Annotated in this window: 28 protein-coding genes and 1 riboswitch; of the genes, 16 read left to right on the forward strand and 12 right to left on the reverse strand. The window is 48.9% G+C overall.

What is annotated here, in order from left to right; all coding sequences use genetic code 11:
- Nucleotides 1-118: 118 nt before the first annotated feature.
- The 3 genes from AR442_RS13960 to AR442_RS13970 form a co-directional block, all read right to left on the reverse strand.
- Nucleotides 119-1,768 (reverse strand): methyl-accepting chemotaxis protein, encoded by a 1,650-nt coding sequence (locus AR442_RS13960; RefSeq protein ID WP_053285060.1) that lies wholly within the window; start codon nt 1,766-1,768, stop codon nt 119-121.
- The gene (locus AR442_RS13965; protein WP_053285061.1) at nt 1,765-2,742 is read right to left on the reverse strand and encodes a BMP family lipoprotein; all 978 of its coding nucleotides are present in this window, start codon (nt 2,740-2,742) and stop codon (nt 1,765-1,767) included. The genes AR442_RS13960 and AR442_RS13965 overlap by 4 nt, the downstream gene beginning before the upstream one ends.
- A 170-nt stretch (nt 2,743-2,912) precedes the next feature.
- The gene (locus AR442_RS13970; protein WP_176364447.1) at nt 2,913-3,809 is read right to left on the reverse strand and encodes a CvfB family protein; all 897 of its coding nucleotides are present in this window, start codon (nt 3,807-3,809) and stop codon (nt 2,913-2,915) included.
- 99 nt (nt 3,810-3,908) lie between these two features.
- Here AR442_RS13970 and AR442_RS13975 point away from each other — a divergent pair, with 99 nt between their 5' ends.
- The 4 genes from AR442_RS13975 (at nt 3,909) to AR442_RS13990 (ending at nt 7,881) form a co-directional block, all read left to right on the forward strand.
- Nucleotides 3,909-4,400, forward strand: coding sequence for a YajQ family cyclic di-GMP-binding protein (locus AR442_RS13975; RefSeq protein ID WP_022553573.1), 492 nt, complete (start codon nt 3,909-3,911; stop codon nt 4,398-4,400).
- Between the two features lie 100 nt (nt 4,401-4,500).
- Nucleotides 4,501-4,622, forward strand: a riboswitch (SAM riboswitch).
- A gap of 89 nt (nt 4,623-4,711) precedes the next feature.
- Entirely contained in the window at nt 4,712-6,553 is a 1,842-nt protein-coding gene (locus tag AR442_RS13980; RefSeq protein ID WP_017417430.1) for a bifunctional homocysteine S-methyltransferase/methylenetetrahydrofolate reductase, read from the forward strand.
- 82 nt (nt 6,554-6,635) lie between these two features.
- Complete coding sequence (locus AR442_RS13985) at nt 6,636-7,076, forward strand: GNAT family N-acetyltransferase (protein WP_007409151.1); 441 nt, start codon at nt 6,636-6,638, stop codon at nt 7,074-7,076.
- Nucleotides 7,077-7,254: 178 nt separating this feature from the next.
- A complete protein-coding gene (locus tag AR442_RS13990) occupies nt 7,255-7,881 on the forward strand; it encodes a pentapeptide repeat-containing protein (RefSeq protein WP_014417387.1) in 627 nt (208 codons plus the stop codon).
- An 8-nt stretch (nt 7,882-7,889) separates the two neighbouring features.
- On the opposite strand, the gene pdxR is transcribed toward AR442_RS13990, so the two are convergent.
- Nucleotides 7,890-9,332: a MocR-like pyridoxine biosynthesis transcription factor PdxR gene (gene pdxR, locus AR442_RS13995; RefSeq protein ID WP_014417386.1), complete on the reverse strand. Its 1,443-nt coding sequence runs from the start codon at nt 9,330-9,332 to the stop codon at nt 7,890-7,892.
- A gap of 125 nt (nt 9,333-9,457) precedes the next feature.
- On the opposite strand from pdxR, the gene AR442_RS14000 reads away from it, so the two are divergent.
- The gene (locus AR442_RS14000; RefSeq protein WP_053285063.1) at nt 9,458-10,066 is read left to right on the forward strand and encodes a LysE/ArgO family amino acid transporter; all 609 of its coding nucleotides are present in this window, start codon (nt 9,458-9,460) and stop codon (nt 10,064-10,066) included.
- A gap of 54 nt (nt 10,067-10,120) precedes the next feature.
- Nucleotides 10,121-10,615 (forward strand): DinB family protein, encoded by a 495-nt coding sequence (locus tag AR442_RS14005; RefSeq protein WP_014417384.1) that lies wholly within the window; start codon nt 10,121-10,123, stop codon nt 10,613-10,615.
- A 45-nt stretch (nt 10,616-10,660) separates the two neighbouring features.
- On the opposite strand, the gene iolX is transcribed toward AR442_RS14005, so the two are convergent.
- The 3 genes from iolX to AR442_RS14020 form a co-directional block, all read right to left on the reverse strand.
- A complete protein-coding gene (gene iolX, locus AR442_RS14010) occupies nt 10,661-11,692 on the reverse strand; it encodes a scyllo-inositol 2-dehydrogenase (protein WP_014417383.1) in 1,032 nt (343 codons plus the stop codon).
- A 221-nt stretch (nt 11,693-11,913) separates the two neighbouring features.
- The gene (locus tag AR442_RS14015) at nt 11,914-12,939 is read right to left on the reverse strand and encodes a LacI family DNA-binding transcriptional regulator (protein WP_014417382.1); all 1,026 of its coding nucleotides are present in this window, start codon (nt 12,937-12,939) and stop codon (nt 11,914-11,916) included.
- A 36-nt stretch (nt 12,940-12,975) separates the two neighbouring features.
- A complete protein-coding gene (locus tag AR442_RS14020) occupies nt 12,976-13,839 on the reverse strand; it encodes an AraC family transcriptional regulator (protein ID WP_029973166.1) in 864 nt (287 codons plus the stop codon).
- A gap of 122 nt (nt 13,840-13,961) precedes the next feature.
- Here AR442_RS14020 and AR442_RS14025 point away from each other — a divergent pair, with 122 nt between their 5' ends.
- Nucleotides 13,962-15,329, forward strand: a complete 1,368-nt coding sequence (locus AR442_RS14025) for an MATE family efflux transporter (RefSeq protein ID WP_014417380.1) — start codon at nt 13,962-13,964, stop codon at nt 15,327-15,329.
- Between the two features lie 35 nt (nt 15,330-15,364).
- Here AR442_RS14025 and AR442_RS14030 read toward each other — a convergent pair whose 3' ends face one another.
- Nucleotides 15,365-16,105, reverse strand: coding sequence for a squalene/phytoene synthase family protein (locus AR442_RS14030; protein WP_053285064.1), 741 nt, complete (start codon nt 16,103-16,105; stop codon nt 15,365-15,367).
- Between the two features lie 84 nt (nt 16,106-16,189).
- A complete protein-coding gene (gene asnB, locus AR442_RS14035) occupies nt 16,190-18,031 on the reverse strand; it encodes an asparagine synthase (glutamine-hydrolyzing) (RefSeq protein WP_014417378.1) in 1,842 nt (613 codons plus the stop codon).
- Nucleotides 18,032-18,206: 175 nt separating this feature from the next.
- Between asnB and AR442_RS14040 the strand changes: the two genes are divergently transcribed.
- Nucleotides 18,207-18,749, forward strand: a complete 543-nt coding sequence (locus AR442_RS14040; protein ID WP_014417377.1) for a DUF2777 family protein — start codon at nt 18,207-18,209, stop codon at nt 18,747-18,749.
- Nucleotides 18,750-18,783: 34 nt separating this feature from the next.
- Complete coding sequence (locus AR442_RS20745; RefSeq protein WP_014720979.1) at nt 18,784-18,948, forward strand: hypothetical protein; 165 nt, start codon at nt 18,784-18,786, stop codon at nt 18,946-18,948.
- Here the strand turns inward: AR442_RS20745 and AR442_RS14045 are convergent, their stop codons facing one another.
- Both AR442_RS14045 and AR442_RS14050 read right to left on the reverse strand, forming a co-directional pair.
- Entirely contained in the window at nt 18,949-19,305 is a 357-nt protein-coding gene (locus AR442_RS14045) for a YisL family protein (RefSeq protein ID WP_014417376.1), read from the reverse strand. It abuts the gene before it with no gap.
- Nucleotides 19,306-19,398: 93 nt separating this feature from the next.
- Nucleotides 19,399-20,304 (reverse strand): fumarylacetoacetate hydrolase family protein, encoded by a 906-nt coding sequence (locus tag AR442_RS14050; protein WP_014417375.1) that lies wholly within the window; start codon nt 20,302-20,304, stop codon nt 19,399-19,401.
- Nucleotides 20,305-20,521: 217 nt separating this feature from the next.
- Here AR442_RS14050 and AR442_RS14055 point away from each other — a divergent pair, with 217 nt between their 5' ends.
- The 7 genes from AR442_RS14055 to AR442_RS14085 all read left to right on the forward strand — a co-directional run bounded on the left by AR442_RS14055 (nt 20,522) and on the right by AR442_RS14085 (nt 22,876).
- The gene (locus tag AR442_RS14055; RefSeq protein WP_014417374.1) at nt 20,522-20,737 is read left to right on the forward strand and encodes an aspartyl-phosphate phosphatase Spo0E family protein; all 216 of its coding nucleotides are present in this window, start codon (nt 20,522-20,524) and stop codon (nt 20,735-20,737) included.
- A gap of 189 nt (nt 20,738-20,926) precedes the next feature.
- Entirely contained in the window at nt 20,927-21,148 is a 222-nt protein-coding gene (locus AR442_RS14060) for a spore germination protein (RefSeq protein WP_003155135.1), read from the forward strand.
- Nucleotides 21,149-21,160: 12 nt separating this feature from the next.
- Nucleotides 21,161-21,397 (forward strand): spore germination protein GerPB, encoded by a 237-nt coding sequence (locus AR442_RS14065; protein ID WP_007409164.1) that lies wholly within the window; start codon nt 21,161-21,163, stop codon nt 21,395-21,397.
- A gap of 35 nt (nt 21,398-21,432) precedes the next feature.
- Nucleotides 21,433-22,050 (forward strand): spore germination protein GerPC, encoded by a 618-nt coding sequence (gene gerPC / locus AR442_RS14070; RefSeq protein WP_014417373.1) that lies wholly within the window; start codon nt 21,433-21,435, stop codon nt 22,048-22,050.
- On the forward strand, nt 22,047-22,223 hold the full coding sequence (locus AR442_RS14075) for a hypothetical protein (protein ID WP_003155141.1): 177 nt from the start codon (nt 22,047-22,049) through the stop codon (nt 22,221-22,223). The genes gerPC and AR442_RS14075 overlap by 4 nt, the downstream gene beginning before the upstream one ends.
- Complete coding sequence (locus AR442_RS14080) at nt 22,223-22,618, forward strand: spore germination protein GerPE (protein WP_014417372.1); 396 nt, start codon at nt 22,223-22,225, stop codon at nt 22,616-22,618. Before AR442_RS14075 ends, AR442_RS14080 begins: the two co-directional genes overlap by 1 nt.
- A gap of 39 nt (nt 22,619-22,657) precedes the next feature.
- Entirely contained in the window at nt 22,658-22,876 is a 219-nt protein-coding gene (locus tag AR442_RS14085) for a spore germination protein (protein ID WP_003155143.1), read from the forward strand.
- Nucleotides 22,877-22,919: 43 nt separating this feature from the next.
- Here the strand turns inward: AR442_RS14085 and AR442_RS14090 are convergent, their stop codons facing one another.
- Nucleotides 22,920-23,213 carry a hypothetical protein gene (locus AR442_RS14090; RefSeq protein WP_014417371.1) on the reverse strand — a complete coding sequence of 98 codons (294 nt, stop codon included), beginning with the start codon at nt 23,211-23,213 and terminating at the stop codon, nt 22,920-22,922.
- Nucleotides 23,214-23,224 lie beyond the last annotated feature (11 nt).

Here is a 23,224-nt window from a genome sequence, read left to right on the forward strand (position 1 = left end):
TCTTTTTTCACCTTTCACGAAAAAGAATAAATATAAACACATGTATATTCAGTATTTGTGTTTCATTCAGAAGTTACTCATGTCAGGCTGCAAAAATCAGGGGCGGGGCAAAAGCCCGTTACAAAGTAAACCGGCGGACCTGATCGTTTAACCGCTCTGTCAGGCTCACCAGATTATTGACGCTTTCCGCCATTTTATGAAAAGAAGACAGCTGCTCAAGCGCGGAGGCAGAAATCTCTTCGCTTCCTGCAGCCGTTTCCTGAACGACGGCGCTGATGCTTTCGGCATGATGCAGCACTTGCCCGCCAAGCTGTTTCGATTCGATGATCCGTCCATCCAATTGAGTAAGCTCCGCTTTAATATGGGCGGCTTTTTGTTCAATATGGGCGAATGATTCTGACGTTTTCTCCATCAGCTCCTGCTGTCTGTCCGCTAAAGCGACGCCGGTCGTGACAGCTCCGGTAATAGACGTGATGCCGTCTTCAATTTGCTTTACCATATCGAAAATCTGCGCTGTCGCTTTGGCTGATCCGTCTGCGAGCTTCCGTATCTCCTCGGCAACGACGGCAAATCCTTTTCCGGACTCGCCTGCTCTGGCCGCCTCGATTGCGGCGTTTAATGACAGCAGATTGGTCTGGCCCGCAATGTCAGAAACGGTCTGCGCCATCATACTGATGCCTGCCGCATGCTCTATGAAGAGATCGGCGGCTTCGGAAATCTCTTTTGATGTCTCATTGCTTTTATCAATGGCTTGCTTGGTCTCAGCTAAAGCACCGCGCCCCGCAGCCACCGCCGCAATCGTCTCTTCGCTGCTTCTCGTCGTTTGTTTTGAACGTTCGGCGTTCGCCTTTGAATGTTCATCCATTTGTTCAATGAATTGCACCGCATGCTGCAGATCTTCTGAAATGGTTTGGGAGCCTTGCGCCATTTCTTCCGTCGACACGGACACCTGCTCGGTCATGTCCTTCAGCGTCTGGTTTTCCTTCGTCAAACCTTCCGCAAACGTCTCGACTTCACGGCCGACCTCTCCGATCGCCTGAATTAAGGTGCGGAGCTGTTCAGCCATCATTCCGAATGAGTCATTCAGCTCTTTCAGTTCGTCCTTCCCTTTATAATCAAGCATTTCAACAGCAAGGTTCCCTCCCGCAATACGACGGGCATTTTCAGCCATGCGGCGGATCGGCCCTGCAATTCTCTTCGTCAGCCTGATGGAAGATATGACGGTAACAATAAGTATCACGATGGTCAGCACGGCTGCGCTGTAAACGATAAACTGAATCTGGTCAGCCGTCTGCTTCTGCATGTCTTCATAGTGATCCCGGCTTTTCAGATTCAGCATATAAATATCATTCAGAAGACCGTTGATGCGGGCCGCCGTCCTTGTCGCTTCAGCCGGGCTTTTCGAATCAAGAGCAGCGTCCGCCTCCGCCTGCCACGATTCGTATTTTTTGGCGAGTTTGTCATAAGCGGCTTTGTCCGCATCGTCCGTCATCGTTTTTTCGAGCGCCGCCAGTTTGTCTGAGCTGCTTTTCATATAGCTTCGCACATCTTCTTTCTGAGCGTCTGCGAGCGTATAGGAATAGCCGGTGATGCTTTCTTTTAACGTATTAAGGTCAGCTTTTGCTTCCTGGACGTTTAACAGAGTGTCCACTTCATCTTCATTTGAAGCCTGAATCTTCATCATGTTTACGATGGTAAAGCCGATGACGGCGGCGAAGCAAATCATCGTAACGGCTGCGTTAACGAGCAGCCTTGTCCGTAATGTCACTTCAGATCGCCTCCTTTTTCAATCAGGCTGTTTTTCATATCCGTGATCTTTTTCGTCAGCCCGCCTGCGTTTTTGACAACTCTGATCTTAGCTAAGACCATGCCGTTTTCCTTCAGTCCGTAAACGATCTCACCGCTTTTGATCTCCTTGTTGTCTTTTAAATCTTTCGCCAATTCATAGATGACATGGTCGACATTTTTCACTAAAGATGAGATAACGGCGTGCTCGGCGGTGTAATATTGATCGCTGTCAACACCGATGGCGTATACTTTTTGCGCCTCCGCTTCTTTCAGTGCGCCGACGCCCGTGAAGCCGGCCGCCGTAAACAGGACATCGGCTTTTTTTCGGATCATGTTTTGGGCGATGCGCTTCCCGAGCTTATCATCATCAAACGTACCGCTGATGTCCGACAGTACGCGGATGTTCGGTTTGACTGATTCCGCGCCTTTCAGATAGCCTTTTTTAAACCGTTTAATGACGTCGGCATCGGAACCGCCGATAAATCCGATCGTGCCGGTTTTGCTCGTCATGGCCGCCAGCGCTCCGGCTAAGAAGCTTCCTTCATCCTCTTTAAACGTGACGGAGGTGACATTATCCAGGTCTGATACGGAATCAATCAGCACAAACCGCTGCTTCGGATATTTTTTGGCGACCTTTTCTAAATCCGCCTGCATGCTGTAACCGAGCCCCACAACAAGATCATTGCCTTCCCGGACAAGCTGGGTCAGTCCTTTTTCGTATGTACCGGTATCTTTTATTTCCCGGTAATCAAATGTGATGCCGAGCTCGTCTCTCGCTTTCATCAAACCTTGAAAGCCTGAATCATTAAATGATTGGTCGCCGAGGCCGTTGTCTGTCAGCATGATGCCGATTGTTTTCGTTTTTTCGGCCGCCGTTTCCTCAGATTTGCCGGCACATCCCGCCGCGCTGAGCGCAAGCAGCAGTACAGCCGCAAATATCGCCATTTTTCTCATTGAAACTCTCCTTTTGTTTTTTCTATAGTTATATATCGGTTCGGATGTCAGAATATTTTATTTCAATAAAATATGTATGTTCGGCAGGGTGTTAAACAAATGAGGAATATAGCAGCTTTTGAGAAAATAAAAAACATCGGTTTTGGTTCACCGATGTTTTTGCAGAACATTTATTGTTTTTCGTATGTCCAGCCGTCTTCCTGATAGACCTTGCCGTTTTTCATCAGATGCCCGAGCGCCCGCTTAAAGGCGGCTTTGCTTAAATGAAACCGTTCGCGGATATCGTCAGGATGGCTTTTGTCTCCGTAAGGCATCGCGCCGTTTCTTGATCTCAGATAGGTCAGAATCTCTTCCGCGTCAACCGAAAGCGCATCCTGCTTTCTCGGCAGCAGGGACATGTTGACGGAGCCGTCTTCCTTCACCTCGATGACACGCCCTGTCACGCGGCTGCCGAGTCTCGGCTCATCTTTTCTTTCTGAAGGGTGAATAAACGCGCGGATGCCTTCATCGGTAATCAGAAAAGATCCTGATGCAATCAGTCTGTACACCGTGCCTGTCAGGTCTTTATTCATGACGTCTTCCTCTGCATCCGTAAATAATTCACTGATGATATCCTCAGGCGCCGGTTTGGCAAACATGCGCCCGCGGCTTGTCACCTTCAGCATGCAATACAGTCTGTCTCCTTTTTGCGGCCAGACGGATTTGTACGGAGGCAGGTGCTCCGTTGCAACGAGCGCGTCTTTTGACAGACCGACGTCGACGAATACGCCCATATCTTCCACAGCGTCCGTCACTTCCACCCATCCGTAGTCATAAAAGCTGATGAGCGGCTTTTTCATCGTCGCCGCGAGTCTTTCCTGATGATCGACGTAGATAAATACGTCCACTTCATCTCTGTCTTCGATATCCTCTGTGATTTCACTGTTATGTAAAAGAACCGTATCCTCGCCGTCGGTTAAAAAATAACCGAAATCGGTTTGGTGATCTATACTAAGCGTGAGCTGCTGCCCTGGTCTCATGTTATCGTCCTTCCTGATTCGCCCGTATGAGGCTGATGTTTTTCTCATTTTTTCCAATATGCATAAATTCATGCTTTACGCTGTTGGACATTTCTCTTTATTCTACTATAATCAACTCATAAGTGAAATGTTATAGGAGGTTTTCTCATGGCAAAAGAAAGTTCTTTTGATATTGTATCCAAAGTTGAATTTCCCGAAGTGCAGAATGCGATTCAGATGACGCTGAAAGAAATCGGCACGCGCTATGACTTTAAAGGATCGAAAAGCGATGTGAAGTTAGAAAAGGAAGAACTTGTCCTGATTTCTGATGACGAGTTTAAACTGAATCAGCTCAAAGATGTGCTGAGCGGCAAGCTGATCAAACGGGACGTGCCGACGAAAAACATTGAATACGGCAAAATCGAAAATGCATCGGGAGGCACGGTGCGCCAGCGCGCGAAGCTTGTACAGGGCATTGATAAAGACAACGCCAAAAAAATCAACGCGGTGATTAAAAACTCCGGCTTGAAGGTCAAGTCGCAGATTCAGGACGACCAAGTGCGCGTCACCGGAAAAAATAAAGATGATCTGCAGCAGATTATCGCAGCCGTCCGCGGAGCAGACCTGCCGATTGACGTTCAATTTATTAATTTTAGATAAATTATGTGATTCCTATTGATTATTGTCTCTATTTTCGGTAAATTTGGAGAAAGGGATTTTCACAGTTAAGTTTTGGAAACCCATGACAATTACATGAACGTTCTTATCAAGAGAAGCCGAGGGACTGGCCCGACGACGCTTCAGCAACCGGTGTAGTGGTTTACCCAAACCATGACCAAGGTGCTAAATCCAGCAAGCTAAAAACAGCTTGGAAGATAAGAAGAGAGACAAATGATTACAAAGTCTTCTTCTTAAGAAGACTTTTTTTATTTCTCTTTTTTCCTTGCTGAATGTGATGAAGGAGGCAAACAATGGGACTATTACAAGACTTAAAAGAACGGATTTTAATCGGAGACGGCGCGATGGGCACTCTCCTCTATTCCTACGGCATTGACAGATGTTTTGAGGAACTGAACGTATCAAAGCCCGAAGAAATCAAGCGGATACATAAGGCTTACGTGGAAGCCGGGGCAGACATCATCCAGACAAATACGTACGGCGCGAATTTTATTAAGCTCTCAAGATACGGACTTGAGGATGAAACGAAAAAAATCAATCAGGAGGCGGTCAGAATCGCGCGCGCTTCCTCAGACGGCGCTTATGTATTGGGAACGATGGGCGGCATCCGCACCTTTAACAAAAACGCCTACAGCCTGGAGGAGATTAAACGCAGCTTTCGGGAGCAGCTTTATTTATTGCTGCACGAAGAGCCGGACGGTCTGCTTCTGGAAACATACTATGATTTAGAAGAGGCCCGCGAAGTGCTGAAGATCGCGAGAAAAGAAACGGAACTTCCGATTATGCTGAACGTATCCATGCACGAACAGGGCGTGCTGCAGGACGGAACGCCGCTTCGGGAAGCCCTCAGGTCCATTGCCGATCTCGGCGCTGACATAGCGGGAATCAATTGCCGGCTCGGCCCGTACCACATGATTGAAGCGCTCACCGAAGTGCCGATTTTCCGTGACGCTTATTTATCGGTCTATCCGAACAGCAGCCTTCCGTCTTTAGAAGAAGGCCGGCTTGTTTATGATACGGACGATGCCTATTTCCGGGAGAGCGCCGTACAGTTCCGCACTCAGGGCGCGCGCATTATCGGCGGCTGCTGCGGTACGACGCCAAACCATATCAGAGCCATGGCTGAAGCGGTCCGCGGACTTTCTCCCGTCACTGATAAAGAAGTGAAAATCAGACGGGAAGAGGAAGTCATCTCAGTCCGTAATGAACGGACCGAGCCTGGTTTAAACGAAATCGCCGCTCAAAAACGGTCAATTATCGTAGAGCTTGATCCGCCGAAGAAATTGAATTTTGACAAATTTCTGCAAGCGGCCGCTGAATTAAAAGAGACCGGCATAGAAGCGCTGACGCTCGCCGACAATTCATTGGCGACACCGCGGATCAGCAATGCCGCCTGCGGTTCATTGCTGAAAGAGCGCCTTGATATCCGTTCTCTCGTTCACATTACATGCAGAGACCGCAACATAATCGGCCTTCAGTCACATTTAATGGGCCTGGATACGCTCGGGCTCACCGACATTTTAGCCATCACGGGCGATCCTTCAAAAATCGGCGACTTTCCGGGGGCTACCTCCGTCTATGATTTAACGTCCTTTGATTTGATCAGGCTGATTAAACAATTCAACGAGGGCATTTCTTTATCAGGGAAACCGCTCGGCAAGAAAACGAACTTTTCCGTAGCCGGAGCATTTAATCCGAATGTCCGCCACCTTGATAAAGCAGTCAAACGGCTGGAGAAAAAAATCGAGTGCGGAGCTGACTACTTTGTGTCCCAGCCTGTCTACTCGGAGCAGCAGCTCATTGACATTCATCATGAAACGAAGCATCTCAAAACACCGGTGTATATCGGAATCATGCCGTTAACGAGCAGCCGCAACGCAGAGTTCATTCATCATGAAATCCCGGGCATTAAGCTGTCAGACAGCATCCGCGAAAAAATGGCGCTCGCCGGCGAAGACAAGCGAAAGCAGAAAGCCGAAGGCCTCGCCATCGCCAAGTCGCTTCTCGACACGGCGTGCGAACTGTTTAACGGAATTTATTTAATCACCCCGTTTCTCCGTTCTGATTTGACGTCAGAGCTTGCAGCTTATATTAAGCAAAAGGATGAAAAGCGGGCTGATGTATATTTGCATTGACGCGAAAGAAGCCGCCTGATATGACAGGCGGCTTTTTCATGGTACGATACAGAAAAAGAATCAAGCAAAGGAGGATTTTTTCATGGTTGAAGTAAAACCCATCACCGCAGAAGACACATACGCGATCAGACACAGCGTGCTGCGCCCCCATCAGACGATTGAGGATTGTAAATATGATCAGGACAGCGTCAAAGGAGCCTTTCATCTCGGAGGTTTTTACGACGGAACATTGATCAGCATCGCTTCTTTCTACCCGCAGAACCAGCAGGCTTTACAGGCAGCGCCCGCCTACCAGCTGCGCGGCATGGCGACGCTTGAGGAATACCGGACGCAAAAAGCGGGAAGCACGTTAATCGCCTATGCGGAACGGAAACTGGCAGATATGGGGGCGGCGCTTGTCTGGTGCAACGCCAGATGTCACGTAAAGGGATATTACGAAAAGCTCGGCTGGAAAAGCACGGGCAGCCCCTTTGATATACCCGGCATCGGCCCGCATGTAATCATGTATAAAGAACTCGCCTGAAACAGACAAAAGCCCTTGGGGACATGTCTCTAAGGGCATTACCTTGAAGGTCACGTCTGCTTTTATATGCGACACTATTGACGTCCTCCCGCTTTTACGCAACAGCAAAGATGGCAGGCAGAAAACGATATCTGTCAATTGCCGATTTCAGCGATTAATTCAGAAAAGGAAGTATGAGATGAATACGATCCAAAAACCGAAAATCCCGAAAGAATTGCCGGTGCTTTCTTTCACAGAAGCGCTTCAGGACGACCTCATCAAAGAAGTCGTCATAGAAAACGCCGTGATAAGCGGCAAACTGGACGGCCTGCGCGCCGAAAAAGTCATTTTCAGAAACACCGTTTTTACGGATGTCTCTTTCAGACATATGGAATGTACGGATGTCCTGTTTGACAAATGTGATGTCTCAAACGCTGACTTCAGCGGAAGCATCATCCATAGAACGGCGTTTCAGCATTCAAAACTTCTCGGCTTGAATCTGGCGGATTCCGCCATGCGTCATGTACGGTTTGAAGACTGCCTCGCACATTACAGCTCCTTCAGCTATTCCAATATGAAGCATGTCCGGTTTGACACGTGCGGCCTATCAGAAAGTGAGTGGAATGATGCCGTTCTTGAATACACAGATCTTGACGTCTGTGATTTGAACGGCGCAAACTTCATCGGCACGTCTCTTTTTAATATGGATATCAGCACGTGCACATTTGATCATCTGCACGTCTCGCTTGATAAGCTGAAAGGATGCCGCATCTCTCCGTCTCATGCCGTGACATTCGCAGAAGCGCTCGGAGCCATTGTGACGTGATCTTTTTATTAAACGAAACGGCGGGCAATGTCCACTATCGTTTGAATGCCTTTTTCCAAGTCCGGTAAGGATGCGTACGAATAGGAAAGACGCAGGCTTTGCCGGTCTTCGGGAAGATAGAGAGCTCCCGGATTGATCAGCACGCCGGCCTCCAAGGCACGGGTGAAAAGCTTCTGAACGGCGATTGCTTGATGAAAAGTGACCCAAATATAAAAGCCCCCCTCCGGCACACGCCACTCCGCAATATCTCCCGCGTATCTTTCAAGAAAACGCAATGCCGCATCTCTCCTGATTTTGAGTTCCTTTCTGAGACGCAAAAGACGCGCTTCATAGCGGCCGCTTGACAGCCATTGACATGCCGCCCATTGAGATAAAGCGCTGGAGCCGTAATCCGTCTGCATTTTAATATCGGCGAGCCTGTCTGCAACCGGCTCAGGGGCGACGACCCATCCGATGCGCAGACCCGGGCTTACGGTTTTTGACAGCGTGCCGATATACAGTACATTCCCCTCACCGTCCATGGATTTTAACGAAGGCGGCGGTTCTTTATCGATCCATATATCACCGTAAGCGTCATCTTCAATGACAGGCAGACGGTGATTTCTTGCGAGCGCGATGAGTTCCTTCCGCCGCTTAAGGGACATTACCGTTCCGGTCGGATTATGGAATGACGGAATGGTGTACAGCAGCCCTGCTTCGTATTGCCGACGGTAAGCGGGAAGATGATCCGTTTTGATTCCGCTCTCATCCATCGGCACTCCCTTAAGCCTGACGCCCGCTGATTGAAACACACGCAGGGAATGGAGGTACGACGGATTTTCAGTCAGCATGACAGAGTTTGGCTTTAACAGCCCGATTGAAATGAGCTGAAGCGCCTGCAGCGCGCCTGAGACGATTACGATGGATGCCGGGGACGCGTGAATCCCCTTTGTTTTTACATGTTCCGCGACGCTTTGCCGAAGCTTCAGGCTGCCCTTCGGCTCTTCATAGCCGAGCGCAAAAATGTTAGTTCCCGCTTCACGGAACAGTTCGGCCATCTCCTTCTCAGGCAGAAGCTCTTGACTCAGCTCACCCGTCCCCAGCCTGATCAGATCCGGACGCGGCTCGTTTTGATTAATGGCCTGAACCAAGGCTGAATTCGGCTGATGACTCCCCGATGTAACGTATGTGCTCCAATCAAGGGGCTTAGCCGCTGCCATGATGCTCCACGTACTGTTGACGACTTTTGTGCCTCCCCCTCTTTTTCCTTCCAGAAGACCTTGGGCGATTAACTCATCAACTGCTGCCGTCACTGTGCTTCGGTTGACCTGAAGCTCCTCGGCGAGCTTTCTTTGTGAGGGAATTTTCGTGCCGATGGTCCATTCGCCATGAAGTATTTTTTCTTTTATATGCTGTTCGATCTGGAGATAAAGCGGTATGTACGACTCCCGATCCGGACGCCAGCTGTTCATACGTCATCCCTCCTTCTTTATTTATTATACATTTGGCTGGTTCAAGTACCAGCCAAATGGACGGAGACATCAGCACATAGTACGGCTACAATGAGATTTAGTTGACGATTGGAGGGTTTTACGATATGAATGCCATTCTTCACGGAGTGATGCTCGCTTTCGGCCTTATTTTGCCATTGGGCGCGCAAAATGTATTTATTTTTCAGCAGGGAGCCTGGCAAAAACATGTGTGGCAGGCGTTTCCCGCAGTGATTGCCGCCGCGGTATGCGATACGATTCTCATCATCGCGGCCGTCGCAGGCGTTTCAATGATTATTGCAGAGATTCCCGTTTTTCAGACCGTCATGCTTATAGGCGGCTTTTTGTTTCTCAGTTTTTTAGGCTGGCAGACTTGGAGAAGCAAACCGCAGGCCGAACAGGCGAAAAAAACGGTTTTCTCGGCAAAAAAACAGGCGGTCACGGCCGCCATGGTATCCCTTTTGAACCCGCATGCGATTTTGGATACCGTCAGTGTCATCGGCACAAGCTCCGCCGCCTATCCGGGAATTGATAAATGGCTGTTTGCCGGTGCTTGTATCGCGGTTTCCTGGGTATGGTTCGCCGGACTGTCATTCGCGGGACGGCTCGTCCAAACGGCGGATACAGGAGGCCGGCTCCTCGGCATCCTGAATAAATGCTCGGCATTGGTGATGTGGGGTGCTGCTTTTTATTTTGCGGCGCTTTTGTTTCGATAAAAGGAATTCAGCCAGGTCATGTTGAATGTACCGGAAGGAAGAGGGGGAATTGGAATGTCAGACATTTTAAAGCTGTATCACTACCACAGATGGGCAAATGAGCAAGTTATTCAGCATCTGAAGACCCTGCCCGCGGCAAGCTTACAGCAGAAACTGAAAAGTGTTTTTCCGACTGTGAACGCCGTGCTTGTGCATATATACCGGGCTGATTACATTTGGCTTCACGTGCTTTACGGAGAAACTTACGAACAAATCGTCTCGCAGTTTGATCAATTTGAAAAGCTTGACGGAGATTTTGAGGCGATTGAACATAGAATGGCTGAACTGGACAAAGAATACAGCAAATTTTTAAAAGAATTGGAGAACACGGAAGGTCCGATTTCCATTTCTCATCCGCGCATGGGAACGCTCCGGACGACATATGCCGATGTGATCCGGCATGTTGTGAATCACGGCACATACCATCGCGGCAATATAAGCGCGATGCTTCACCAAATGGGCTATAAAAGCGTGCCGACTGACTACATTTTTTTCTCATACGAATCATAAAAAAGCAAAGGCCTCCCGGGCCTTTGCTTTTTCACTTCGAATCTATCATAGTCCGGCATAGCCGAAGGCGCCCGGGGTAAGCTTTACAGGCCTTCCGGTTTTAAACGATTCCGTCGCGGCGATCCCGATTTCTAAGTTAATCGTGGCATCGACGTCTGTCACAATCGGCGTTTCCCCTTTTTTCACACATTCGGCAAAGTGCTCAAGCTCCAGACGGTAAGCGTCTTTAAAGCGGGCTTGAAAATCCGGAATAATTTCGTAGCTGCTGCCTGACTCCGTTAAAACGGTGACATGGCTTTTCCGCAGCGTACCGACCAAGATGCTTCCCGCCGTCCCGATAATTTCGGCTCGGATATCATGCCCGTACGGAGAATTTCGGCTTGCCTCCACATCGCCGGCCGCGCCCGAATCAAATTCAAGATACGTTAATGCCTGATCAACGTCGCCGCACTCTTCCATGAACGGGTGCTTTAAAATTCTCCCGTGCCCGCAGACGGACGTAACTTCGGCATTCATGAGATATCTCGCGATGTCGTAATCATGAATCGAACAGTCAATGAAAAGCCCTCCGCTATGCTTGATAAATTCCGCGGGCGGTGCGCCTTGATCTCTTGTAAATCCTTTATAATAAATGGGCCTGCCGATTTCCCCGGCGTCGATTCTTCTTTTCGCGTCGGCGTATGCCGGATCAAACCGTCTCATAAAACCGACCTGGCAGATGACGCCCGTTTCTTCGATTTTTTTCATGACTTCTTTAGATTCCTCAAGACTCAGGGTGAGCGGCTTTTCAACAAAGATGTGCTTGCCGTTTTCAGCAGCCTTCATGATCATTTCCGCATGTGTGCTTGTCGGTGTGACAATGATGACGGCGTCAATCGTGTGATCTTCCAACAGGTCATACGGATTCTCCGTCCATTTGGCGATTCCTAATTCTTTCGCACACGCTTCCGCCTTTCCCTTCATCGGGTCACAGACGGCCGCAAGCTCGGCTCCCCGCACTTCGCTGACTAAATGCTTCGCATGAAAATACCCTAATCGTCCTAATCCCAGCACCGCACATCTGACTTGATCTGTCATCTATCACCGCTCCTTTTTTCTTGAGGCCGCATGCCGCAATGGCGCAAGCGGTTTCCCTTATTAAACAGAAATCATTATTTTGAAAGCGCTTTATTTATAACCCAAGCTGTTTGCTTTCTTTTCTTGCAATCCGCAGTTTGCGCAAGCGCTTTCTCAAAGCTGTTTTAATTTTACAATGCTTTTCGCTCGTTTGACAATGTTTTTCACAGAAAAAACGCGCCTTATCGCTGAGGGCGCGTTTTTGCCGGTGCCGTAGAATGCCTGATGACGAGTTCCGGAGATAAAATGATTTTGCTTTTTGTTTTTTTCTTCCCTTGAATCTCATCAATGAGAAGTTCAACGACACGCCGCCCCATTTCGCGTATGGGCTGAGAAATCGTCGTGAGCGGCGGTGCCGTCATTTCAGCGAGAATGGTATTGTCAAAGCCGATGACCGACAAGTCTTCCGGCACCCGAATGCCCCGGGAGCGCGCCGCCTGTATCGCCGCGCATGACAAGACGTCATTAAAGGCGAAAACGGCGGTCGGAAGGTCTCTGTCAAACAGCTCGCCCGCTGCCTGTTTTCCGCTTTCCAGCGAATATTCCGTCGGTATGATCAGCGATTCATCTAGTGTCATCCCCGCTTCCCGCATCGCTTTTCGAAAGCCTTTGATTCTGTCTCTTTCACCCGTCGTCGAACCGTTGCCGACGATACAGGCAATTCTTTTATGGCCTAAAGATATGAGATGCTCAGCCGCCGTATAGCCGCCGAGAAAGTCATCGATAATGACGACGTCCATCGGCGCGAGCGGTTTATCCTGCGTAATCATCGCAAGCGGGATGCCCGATTTCACCATATCATCAAGCGCTGTGACGCTGTCATCATGATCAAGTCCAGTCGCGAAAATAATGCCGTCCGCCTGCTTCTGCCGCAGCATCGAAAAATACTTCGTTTCTTTTTCAGGCTGATAATCGGTGCTGCAGATAATGATATGAAACCCCAGTGCACCGGCGCTGTCTTCAATGCTTTTCGCCAGTTCCCCGAAAAACGGGTTTGAAATATCCGGGGTGATCAGGCCGATCATATTCGTCTTTTTGCCCGTCAAAGCGGATGCGTGAACATTCGGATGATAGTCCATCTCCTCCATGACACGGAGCACCATCCGGCGGGTTTTGTCACTGATCCTCCCCGTATTGTTGATGACCCGCGAGACCGTCGAGATGGAGACGCCCGCTTTTTCGGCCACGTCGTAAATTGTCATTTTCATGCTTACCGATCCCTCTTTTTGTTCTCTGGTATTAGGTCAGTCCGTTTTCCGGCTTACGAATTTGCGGTATTCAAGCGGCGAAATGCCTTCAATCTGTTTAAACAGTTTGGAAAAATAGGTCGGGTCCTCCATGCCGATGGCGTCCGCGATCGCCCCCATTTTGTAATTGGTTGCGGACAAAAGACGTTTCGCCTCCGTCATTCTGACTTTGTTCGTATACTGGCCGGGCGTGACGCCGAGCACCTGCTGCATGCAGCGGGTCACGTAGTCTTGGTTGTAATGAAGAGCCGAAGAGAGCGCTTTGATGGTTGTTTTCTCCTGATAGTGCTCCTGCAGGTACCGGGCGGCCTCCCATGCGACTCTTTCCTTTGCGGACGGGATTTGGAACGCTTCTTTCTGAAGATGGAGCAGCAGCTCTTCAAACAGAATCTGCTTTCTGAGCGGCAGATCGGAGTTCTCTGCGCTGTCATCGGTCAGCACACTGAATTGCCCGGCCATAAACTGCGGGCGTCTCACCTTCCCTTTTTGCGGCAGGGACAGGCGGTAGCGGGACGGCTCTTCAAAGCTCCCTTTTTTTCGCCTCAGCTCCGACCAGTTGTTCCCGGTTGTTTCCGTCACCTCATAAGCCGCTCCTTCAAAATGAAGCCACGAATAGGATGTCGTTTCTTCACTGCCTTTTGTTCCGTAATGTTCAAGGCCGGGAGAAAGCAGAATATATTCTCCCGCTTCAACGGAAAAGGCGTTTTCGTCTTCTGTAATGTAGAGGACGCCTTTTTTCACATACAGCAGATCAAACACCGGGAAGACCCGTCTCACATGGGTTTCGCCTTTTTTGAACACTCCTTCTCCCGCAGCGATAAAGACCGGGAACGGAGGAACTGTGAACTCGAGAAAGGACATATTTTCGGCCCTCCTTTTTAAGTCGGATTTTTGCAAGAAGTTTCGTTTCTCTCCCTTTTTATTATAAGAAAATGGAGGTACACTTTTAAACGTTGATTTTGTCAGGAAAGGGGTTAAAAGAAATGAAACAAGCGATTTTAAAACGGGCTGCGTTCAAACAATCCTCTGATCACAAACTCTCATTATACGCGCTGACTTGGCCGATATTTATTGAGGTTTCATTATATATGTTTATGGGAAACGCCGACACTCTTATGCTTAGCCAATACTCTGACAACAGTGTGGCGGCCGTGGGTGTCAGCAATCAGATTTTAAATTTAATTATCGTGATGTTCAGCTTTATCGCTACGGGTACGACAATTGTGATTTCACAGTTTTTAGGATCTAAACAGAAAAAAGAGGCGCAGGAAGTGGCTTATGTATCAATAGGAGCGAACTTTGTCATCAGTCTCGCCATCAGCGCCGCCATATTTTTTGCGGCCGTTCCGCTGCTTCATGTGATGGGTCTTTCCAATGAATTGATGCCGGATGCCAAAGTCTTTTTGCAGGTGGTCGGCGGGCTGTCCTTCATTCAGGCTTTGATTATGACATTCAGCGCCATTTTAAAAAGCTACGGTCATACGAAGGATACGATGTTCGTTACGATCGGGATGAATATTTTAAATATTGCCGGAAACTTTCTTGTCATTTTCGGGCCGCTCGGCCTTCCGGTGTTAGGCGTCGCCGGTGTTGCGATGTCAACATCCATCGCGCGGATCATCGGGCTGATCGCGATGATTGTGATCGTCAAAAAACGCATCGGACTCGGTCTGACATGGCAAAAGATTTTTCACGTCCATAAAGAGCACTTGCGGAAACTCCTGAAAATCGGGATTCCGTCTGCCGGCGAACAGCTGTCTTACAACATTTCACAAATGGTTGTTACTTATTTTATCGCAATTATGGGCGCTCAGGCGCTTACAACAAAGGTTTATACGCAAAACATCACCATGTTTATCCTGCTGTTCGGAACGGCGATCAGCCAGGGCACACAGATTTTGATCGGCAGATATATCGGCGCCAAACGGTTTGACGACGCTTATGACCGCTGCATGAAAAGTCTGTACTGGGCGCTTGGCATTGCCGCTTTGACATCCGTGATCATGACCTTGTTTTCAAAGCAGCTGATCGGAATTTTCACAAGCAGCCCTGACATTATTGCGACGGCGAGCATGCTGATCGCCATGACGATCATTCTTGAGCCCGGCCGTTCATTTAATGTCATTATCATCAACTCGCTGCGGGCTGCCGGAGATGCAAAATTCCCCGTTTACATGGCGATGATTTCCATGTGGGGTATCGGACTGCCTCTCGCTTATCTGTTCGGCATCCATTTCGGATTGGGGCTTATGGGCATCTGGATTTCATTTATCGCGGATGAATGGGTCAGAGGCATTCTTATGTACAGAAGATGGCGGTCGCGGATTTGGATTCAAAAAGGGATTGCATAAACGCCCGAAGCTTCGTTATGAAGCCGGGCGTTTTTTTATGCTTGCGAAAGCTGTTTTCTCATGTCACCGAGCTCTGACCGGTAATATGCCAGCAAATTGGTAACGGCGGGCCTTGAGTATAACGGAAACAGCTCCAGCGCTTCAGACGCCTCCTCGAAATACGCCTCGGCCTCGAATGCGATGTACTCCCATACATTCATAAAAGCTTTGTTGACGGTATGGCTCTCCAGCTCTTCTTCCGTATAGCCGAATTGCTTCATCACATGGCGCGGGAGACGCTTTTTCGCCCGCTCATCCGTATGGACCCCCAGAAGCACCCGGGTCAGCTGAATGGCTGCTCCTAATGAAACGGCTGCATGGCGGAGTTTCTCTTGGTTCCGGCGCGCGCAAACCGGCAGCAGAAGCAGGCCGAGGGCTCCGCCTGTTTGGCCCGCGTACATCAGCAGGTCATCAAACTCTTGATACGTTACTTTTTCTCTGTCAGAGATTTGGCCGGCGATAAACTCACGTAACGGCTCTTCTTCAAGCGCAAATTGCTGCCGCACATCGGCGAGCGCTTCCCACAAAAAGCCGTCGGCGCGTGCCCCGTTCAGAAAGTCTTGTGCCGCCTGTTCAAATCCCCCAAGTTCCTGCACATCAAGCCGGTCAGCTTCGTGAAACAAAGCAAGCACCGCCCATGCGGCCCGCCTGTTTTTTGGCGGCAGGGTTGAGAAAGTCCGTTTATATAAAGGAAAGTGCGCCTCGGCAAGCTGGGCGCATGTTTCGTATTCGGTCATGGTATCACTCCTCTGTTTTTTAGTGTACCATATGTTTCACAATAAAAAGACCGATATCCTCAGCGGAAACCGGTCGCGGCACTGTTATTCTTCTATATCGATACGGTACGCCTCAAACCATGTATGGATCTGGGCAAGATGGGCGATCAGCTGCGGGCCTTTCATCAGCTGGCCGAACCACGGAACCTGAAAAGATGAACCTTCTGTCTCCAGCAGCATTTCCAGCTTCTTTCTGTCAAGCAGGGTGTGAAGCACGGAATCTTTCTGTTGCAAAATCGTTTTCAGCCATTCTGTGACCCCCTGCGTGTATTTCGGGTGATGCGTTTTCGGATAAGGGCTTTTTTTGCGGTACAAAATATCTTCAGGAAGCAGTCCTTCAAGCGCTTTCCGCAAGATGCCTTTTTCCCGGCTGCCATGCATTTTCATTTCCCAAGGAATATTCCAAACGTATTCCACAAGTCTGTGGTCGGCGAACGGCACCCGTACTTCAAGACTTGCGCCCATGCTCATGCGGTCTTTGCGGTCGAGCAGATTTGTCATAAACCAAAGCATATTTAAGTAGAACAGCTGCCGTCTCGCTTTATCTGTTCCCGTCTCACCGTCTAACAGCGGCGTTTCCGCAATGGTTTCTTCATATCTCGCATTCACGTATTCTCTAAGATTCAGCCGTTTTTGCCACTTTTCATCCAAGAGCGTGATTCTCTCCTCAGTCGACCTCATCCAAGGAAATCCGTCTTCTTCTGCTGCGGTGTGAAACCACGGATATCCGCCGAAAATTTCGTCCGCACATTCTCCGGAAAGGCTCACGACAAAATCTTTTTTAATTTCCCTGCAGAACCATAGTAGCGAGGAATCCACATCAGCCATGCCCGGCAGGTCTCTGACGAGAACGGATTCCTCCAGATGTTCAACCAGCTGATCCTGCGTAATCACGCACTTATGATGCTGTGTGCCGTATGCATTTGTCATTTTATCGATCCACGGGCCGTCATCATTCGGCTGAAAGGCGCTCGCTTTAAAAAATTTGCTGTTCTCCTCATAATCAATTGAATAAGTATGAAGGGGATCTCTGCCTTGTTTCTCAAAATGAGCGGCGGCTATCGCGGTTATCGCGCTCGAATCAAGCCCCCCTGATAAAAACGTGCAAACCGGCACGTCAGATACGAGCTGGCGTGTCACTGCATCCTGAAATAAGTACCGAATGTGAGCCGCGGTTTCATCGAAGCTGTCTGTATGCTTTTCGCTCTTTACATTCCAATAACGCCATATGGACAAACCGTCCTTTGAGAAAGTGAACGCATGAGCGGGACGCACCTCGTGAATTCCTTTAAACACCCCGCAGCCCGGAGTTCTGGACGGCCCGAGTCCGAATACTTCCGCAAGTCCGCCGCTGTCTGTGCGGGCTTTCACATCAGGATGAGCAAGGATGGCTTTCAATTCCGACCCAAACAGAAAGGAAGAGCCGTGTTCTTTATAAAAAAACGGTTTGACGCCGAGCCGGTCTCTTGCCCCGAACAGCCGCTCGCGCTTTTCATCCCAGATGGCAAAAGCGAAAATACCGTTCAAGCGGTTCACGCACTCCTCCCGCCACTCAATATAGCTGTGCAGCAGCACTTCTGTATCAGAGGTCCTCTCAAAACGGTGGCCCCTCGCCTGAAGCTCCTTCCGCAGTTCCTCCGTGTTATACAGCTCGCCATTATAAATGATGGTGTACGTCTCCTCTTGATGCGTGCAGGCCATCGGCTGGCGGCCGCCTTCAATGTCAACGACCGAAAGTCTTTTATGTCCGAATAAAACATGGGGCTCTCCCCAGACGTTTGAATCATCAGGCCCTCGTTTTGAAAGAGTGTCTATCATATTGTTCATAATATGTTTCTCTTGGACGAGCTGCTTTTGAAAATCGACCCAACCCGCAATTCCACACATGTGATATCAGCTCCAATCCCGTTTCTGTCGGTATCAAATTCGTTTCTATCAGCACTTTACCCAGTTTATGCAAAGAAACGCAGATAGTTGATTTGTCCCACTAAGAGTTGTATGAGACAAGCCCGATTTGGAAAGAACGGAAGAGAAGAAACAAACAAAGGAGACCGGCACGGTTATGAAACGAAAACAGCTTTTCTCAGAAAAAAACAAATGGGGGCGCGGCACCCTGATGATAGAGGACGGCATCTGCCTCGTCGAAAACGATGAAGGCGATATCCTGCTTGCAGACAGTCTAGGAAACGCAGACGTATTGATGAAACGCGGCGGCAGATGGCAGCCGGCACGGATTTGCGGCGGTGCGGCCGAAATCGGCGCTGACACCATCCCCCTGCTCGGCGGGGAAGAAATCCGTTATGAAAAGGCGGTCAAACGGCCGCTGTTAACCTTGCTCGATTCGCTGGACGATGAAACGTTTCTGCTGTTTCTCAGCCATCTTCACGGGTTCGGCCTGTCTGTATATGATTGCGTATTTTCCTACAATCAGGCGCTGTTTTCCGGTGAAGGCGTTTCGTTTTATCACTTCTCGGCGGATGACGCTCAATGCGCCCTGCAGCATCACCGCGGCAGCTCGGGTAAACACGACAGATTTGAATGGACGGCATCTGACGGGCGGCGCTCCATTATGTATTCAGCGGCAAAACAAGACGGCACCGCGTAACAAACAGGCAGCACTTTTAAATAGGTGCCGCCTGATGGATTTAGCTTTGTTTTTCGCGCTGATTGACGCCCGGCGTTTGCTTTTACCCTTTACAGCCGTAGCTTTTGCGGTAACGAGAGTGATTGACGCTGGCACAGTTGCGCAAAATGTATGCGCAACTAAAAAAACCCGGATGCATCCGGGTTTTTCAAGCGACTGATTAAAATACGTGAAAGCCGATCGGCAAGTGAAGGCCGAGCAGCACTGTCAGGACGAGCACGATAATAAAACCGATCCACAGTCCGCCGGTTGATTTGCCTTTTTTCTTGCGAATGACGAGCATTTCCATCAGTCCGATGGTAATGATGCCGAGCAGCATTTTTCCGGCGTATTCTCCGTTCCAATTCGCAAAACGGACAAAAAGCTCAGCTCCGGTCAGAATAATAATAATGTAGAATAAGCGCAGAATCATATGCGTAATTTTTGCGCCCCTCGCTTTTCCGGCACCGTACAGCCCGTAGCTGACAAACACCAGGATAAGCGCAACGACCCATGAAGTAATATGCCAATGTGTCATTATGTTCAATTCCCCCTATCAGATCAATCTGCCTCACTTATGGTACCACAACAAGCCGCTCGGAGCATTATCAATCGTGCGAAAGACACACAATTATCCGATTTGGTTCGACAGCGTGCCGATCGGTTCAATTGTAATGTCAATGCGGTCCCCCGGCTTTAAAAATTTCGGCGGCTTAAACCCTTTTCCGACACCGGACGGCGTCCCCGTCGCTATAATGTCACCGGCTTCAAGCGTCATCCCTTTTGACAGCGTCTCGATTAATTCAGCTATCGGAAAAATCATGTCCCCCGTTGATCCTGATTGGCGCAGTTCTCCGTTCACCCGCGTTTCAACTTTCAGGCTTTGCGGATCACTGACGGCCGACTTATGTACAATGACCGGGCCCATCGGGCATGTCGTATCCAGGCTTTTGCCGATAAAAAACTGTTTATGTTTTTTCTGCAGATCGCGCGCTGTTATATCATTTACAATGGTATAGCCGAATATATGATCAAGCGCATGTTCTTTGGAGATGTGCGATCCGCTTTTTGATATGATTACCGCAAGCTCCCCTTCATAATCAAGCTGCTCCGTTACGTCCAAGTGGCTGTTCACTGTTTCTCCGTGTCCTGTAACGGCAGCGGGGGCTTTCGTAAAAACCATGGGATGCTCCGGTATATCAGCCTCACTCCCCATTTCAACGGCATGATCACGATAATTTTTCCCGATGCAGATCACGTTCTTTGAAGGTCTCGGAATAGGCGCGCAAAGCTTTACGTCAGACAGCGCATACATAAATGAACCCGACTCGTCATTCGGTTTTTTCGCCCATTCCGCAAGCTGTCCGGCATGCGCGACAAACTTATCTCCTTTTTGAATGCACTCGATCAGCGAACCCGGAATCGTCTCAAGTTCAAACAATTTTTTTTCAGCCTTTTGCAGATCTAAGATTTTGTCATCATCAATGATCAGACCGACAAATTTTCGGCTGTTCAGTTCCCCTGTCGCAAATTTCATGTTAATCCCCCATCATTTTTAAATCTGGCATTCCTTTATGTATTCTTCCTCCGGGCGGGAAATTCCTCTTTTAAACAGGCTGAAAATAAGTGTAAAAGAGTATCAAAAATTGTCACTTTTTTAGTCATATTGACGAAATAAAACCTTCTTGGACAAAATGGGTTATACTATTATCATCCTATGTTTTCCAAAATAATCGAGAATTGGAGATCACACGATGAACAAAATTGAAGAAAAAAGATTAACTTTATTCGAGACAGCGCAAAAATTCGGAATCAATGCGACGGAGACCATCAGGTGCAGCCAAGAGCTGGACAGCCTTTTAAACGGGTGCCGGGGCGGGCTCATCCAACAAACGAAAGACAGCGGGCTGAACCCGTCCGTACAGATTGAGCACGGACGCACCGCAGGAAAAAAAGAGGCTTTCTCATAAACGTGATGTGTATATAAATCTGTATCATTTATGTATAAGGCCCGGCATGCGTATAGCGCCGGTGTTTTTACGTCTAAAGTTTTTTCCGCTCACAAAAATGTGCATTTGTCATAAGCTATTTTAGGCAGGCAGCCCAGATAAGCTCCTGGAGTGCAGTCATGAAAATCTTCACGAAAAGGATGTGCTCGTATGCCCGCAATTGTCGGAGCGTTTAAAATTAATGCCGTCGGTACGAGCGGAGTCGTTCATATAGGCGACTGCATCACCATTTCTCCAAAAGCAGAGGTTAAGACATTTGCCGGAGCGGGCAGTTTCAATACCGGAGACAATCTCACACTGACGAATTACAGAAATTCAACGAATGTGTACGATAATGATGTAATCGATCAGCCGATGGCAGGAAACGCATAAAGGAGGCGCCGTATGAATTTTTACGTCAATCAGTCGATCCATATCAATTACATGCGTGTAGAATCTGTCAGTAATTCCTCCATACTGCAAATCGGAAGCGCCGGTTCAATTAAATCTCTTTCCAATCTGTACAATACAGGGAGTTATGTTGAGCCGGCGCCGCCTGTTACCGCGGGGCAGCAGACTGTAACAACAGGGGGAGGTCCCGGCACCTCATCATTTGTACCGCTCCAGCCGCCAAGCCGGTAGTTTTAATGAAGGAAACGAGACGCGAGGTGAATGTCATGTATGATCAATCCGTTTCATCCTACCTGCAGAATTTAAATTCTTTCGTCCAGCAGCAGGCGCAGCAGATTCAGGAGCTCGAACGGCAGCTGAAAGAATTCCAAAATGAAATTTCAACGCTGAAGCAGCAGCCTTCTACAAGAATCGATCGGCTCGAGTATAAATTTGATCAGCTGAAAATTGAACGGCTGGAAGGAACGCTGAATATCGGATTGAATCCGACTGATCCGAATGCCGTGCAAAACTTCGAAGTCGGCCAGACATCTCCGCAGGTCGGAATGATGCAGCAGGAACAGGCGGGCCAGCAAATGCAGCAAATCCGTCAAAACGTCGATATGTACCTGAATGAAGAAATCCCCGCGCTTTTAGAGAAGCTCGAAACTCAGTATGAGAGCAGGCTGGACGAAGCGAACAAATATCATATTATTGAAGATATCAGAAAGCAGATGGACAGCCGGATTCAGTATTATCTGTCCCATGTCCCGAAAGAAGAAAATACGGCGCCCGCGCAATATGCCGAGCAGATTGCCGAACATGTGAAGCGTGATATTGTCAGGGCCGTCGAGCACTTTATTAAGCACATACCTGGTGAAATGAAAGGTGATGATCCGTCATGATTTTTACAGTGATTAACCGGAATATTGAAGTCGGCGACATCCGGTCTACTGGTGTATCCAGTTCTTCCTTATTATTAATCGGCGACACCGATTCCGTCTATCTGTCTTCCATCTTTGACACGCCTCCGGAATCTCTTATTATCGGGCCTTATGTGCCGCTGGCGCCGGAATAATGTTAAAGCGCATTTCACGCCTCCGGAACGCCAAAATCAATTCAGTCGGGATTGCGAGTGTCTTTCAAGCAGGCGATACGAATGAAATCAATATGCGGGTCAAAGTATTGGCCGATCAGCGTAGTCTTGCTGTATACAGAGATGATGAAGGCTCATTTAACAAAAAAGAATACCAGATCTTTCGGCAGCCGGCCGTCATGCCGTTACCGGAAACGGGAGTCCAAAGCGCATTCTGCCATGAAAACCCTTCAATTCGGGTAAGGAATGTGAAAGTTCAAGGGGTATCGTCAGCGTCCGTGGTTCAAATCGGATCGACGTCGATCGTTCTGGGAGATTCGCGGCTGAAACATATTAGGCAGATCTTCACATCAAGCTCACAATCACAGCAGCCCTGACATATAATGACGGTGAGACTTCTATAAAGGGTGTCGTTTATGCCAGCAATTACCGGACCTATAGCTATCAATTCCATATCGGGCGGAGTCGTAAACTTTGGTGATTCCTTTTACCTTTCTCCAAAAAGCTCTTCTAAATCTGCGCTCGGTTCGGGAGCAGGCAATACCGGAGATTTCCTGTTATTAAACAACGTTGTCAATGCGACAAACTATATAGACCCCGATGTCAGCGATCAAAATGTGGTCGGAAACGCCTAAAAAGCAGCCGCTCTTTCAGAAGAGGGCTGCTTTTGGTTCAGCGTTATGTTCGTTCATTTGCTTTTTTTGTTTTTACAAGCTTTTTTGGCGGCTGTTTTCTGATCCATTTCACAAACCGCGCGAGTTTCGGGTCACGCCGCAGCTCTTCTATTCCCGCGAGCCTTGCCGCAAGCTCCGGATTCGTATAGAGCGCGTGAACCTGTTTATGACAAGGGATGCAGAGCATTGCGGTCGGAAGGAATGTCCCGCCTTCTTCCTTAGGCGTTAAGTGGTGCTCCGTCAGCCGCACATGATGGCGGCCGCATAATTCACATGTGCCCTCGGCAGAATCGGCCATAATTCCTTCTC

The sequence above is a fragment of the Bacillus velezensis genome (assembly GCF_001461825.1).
Lineage (GTDB): Bacteria > Bacillota > Bacilli > Bacillales > Bacillaceae > Bacillus > Bacillus velezensis.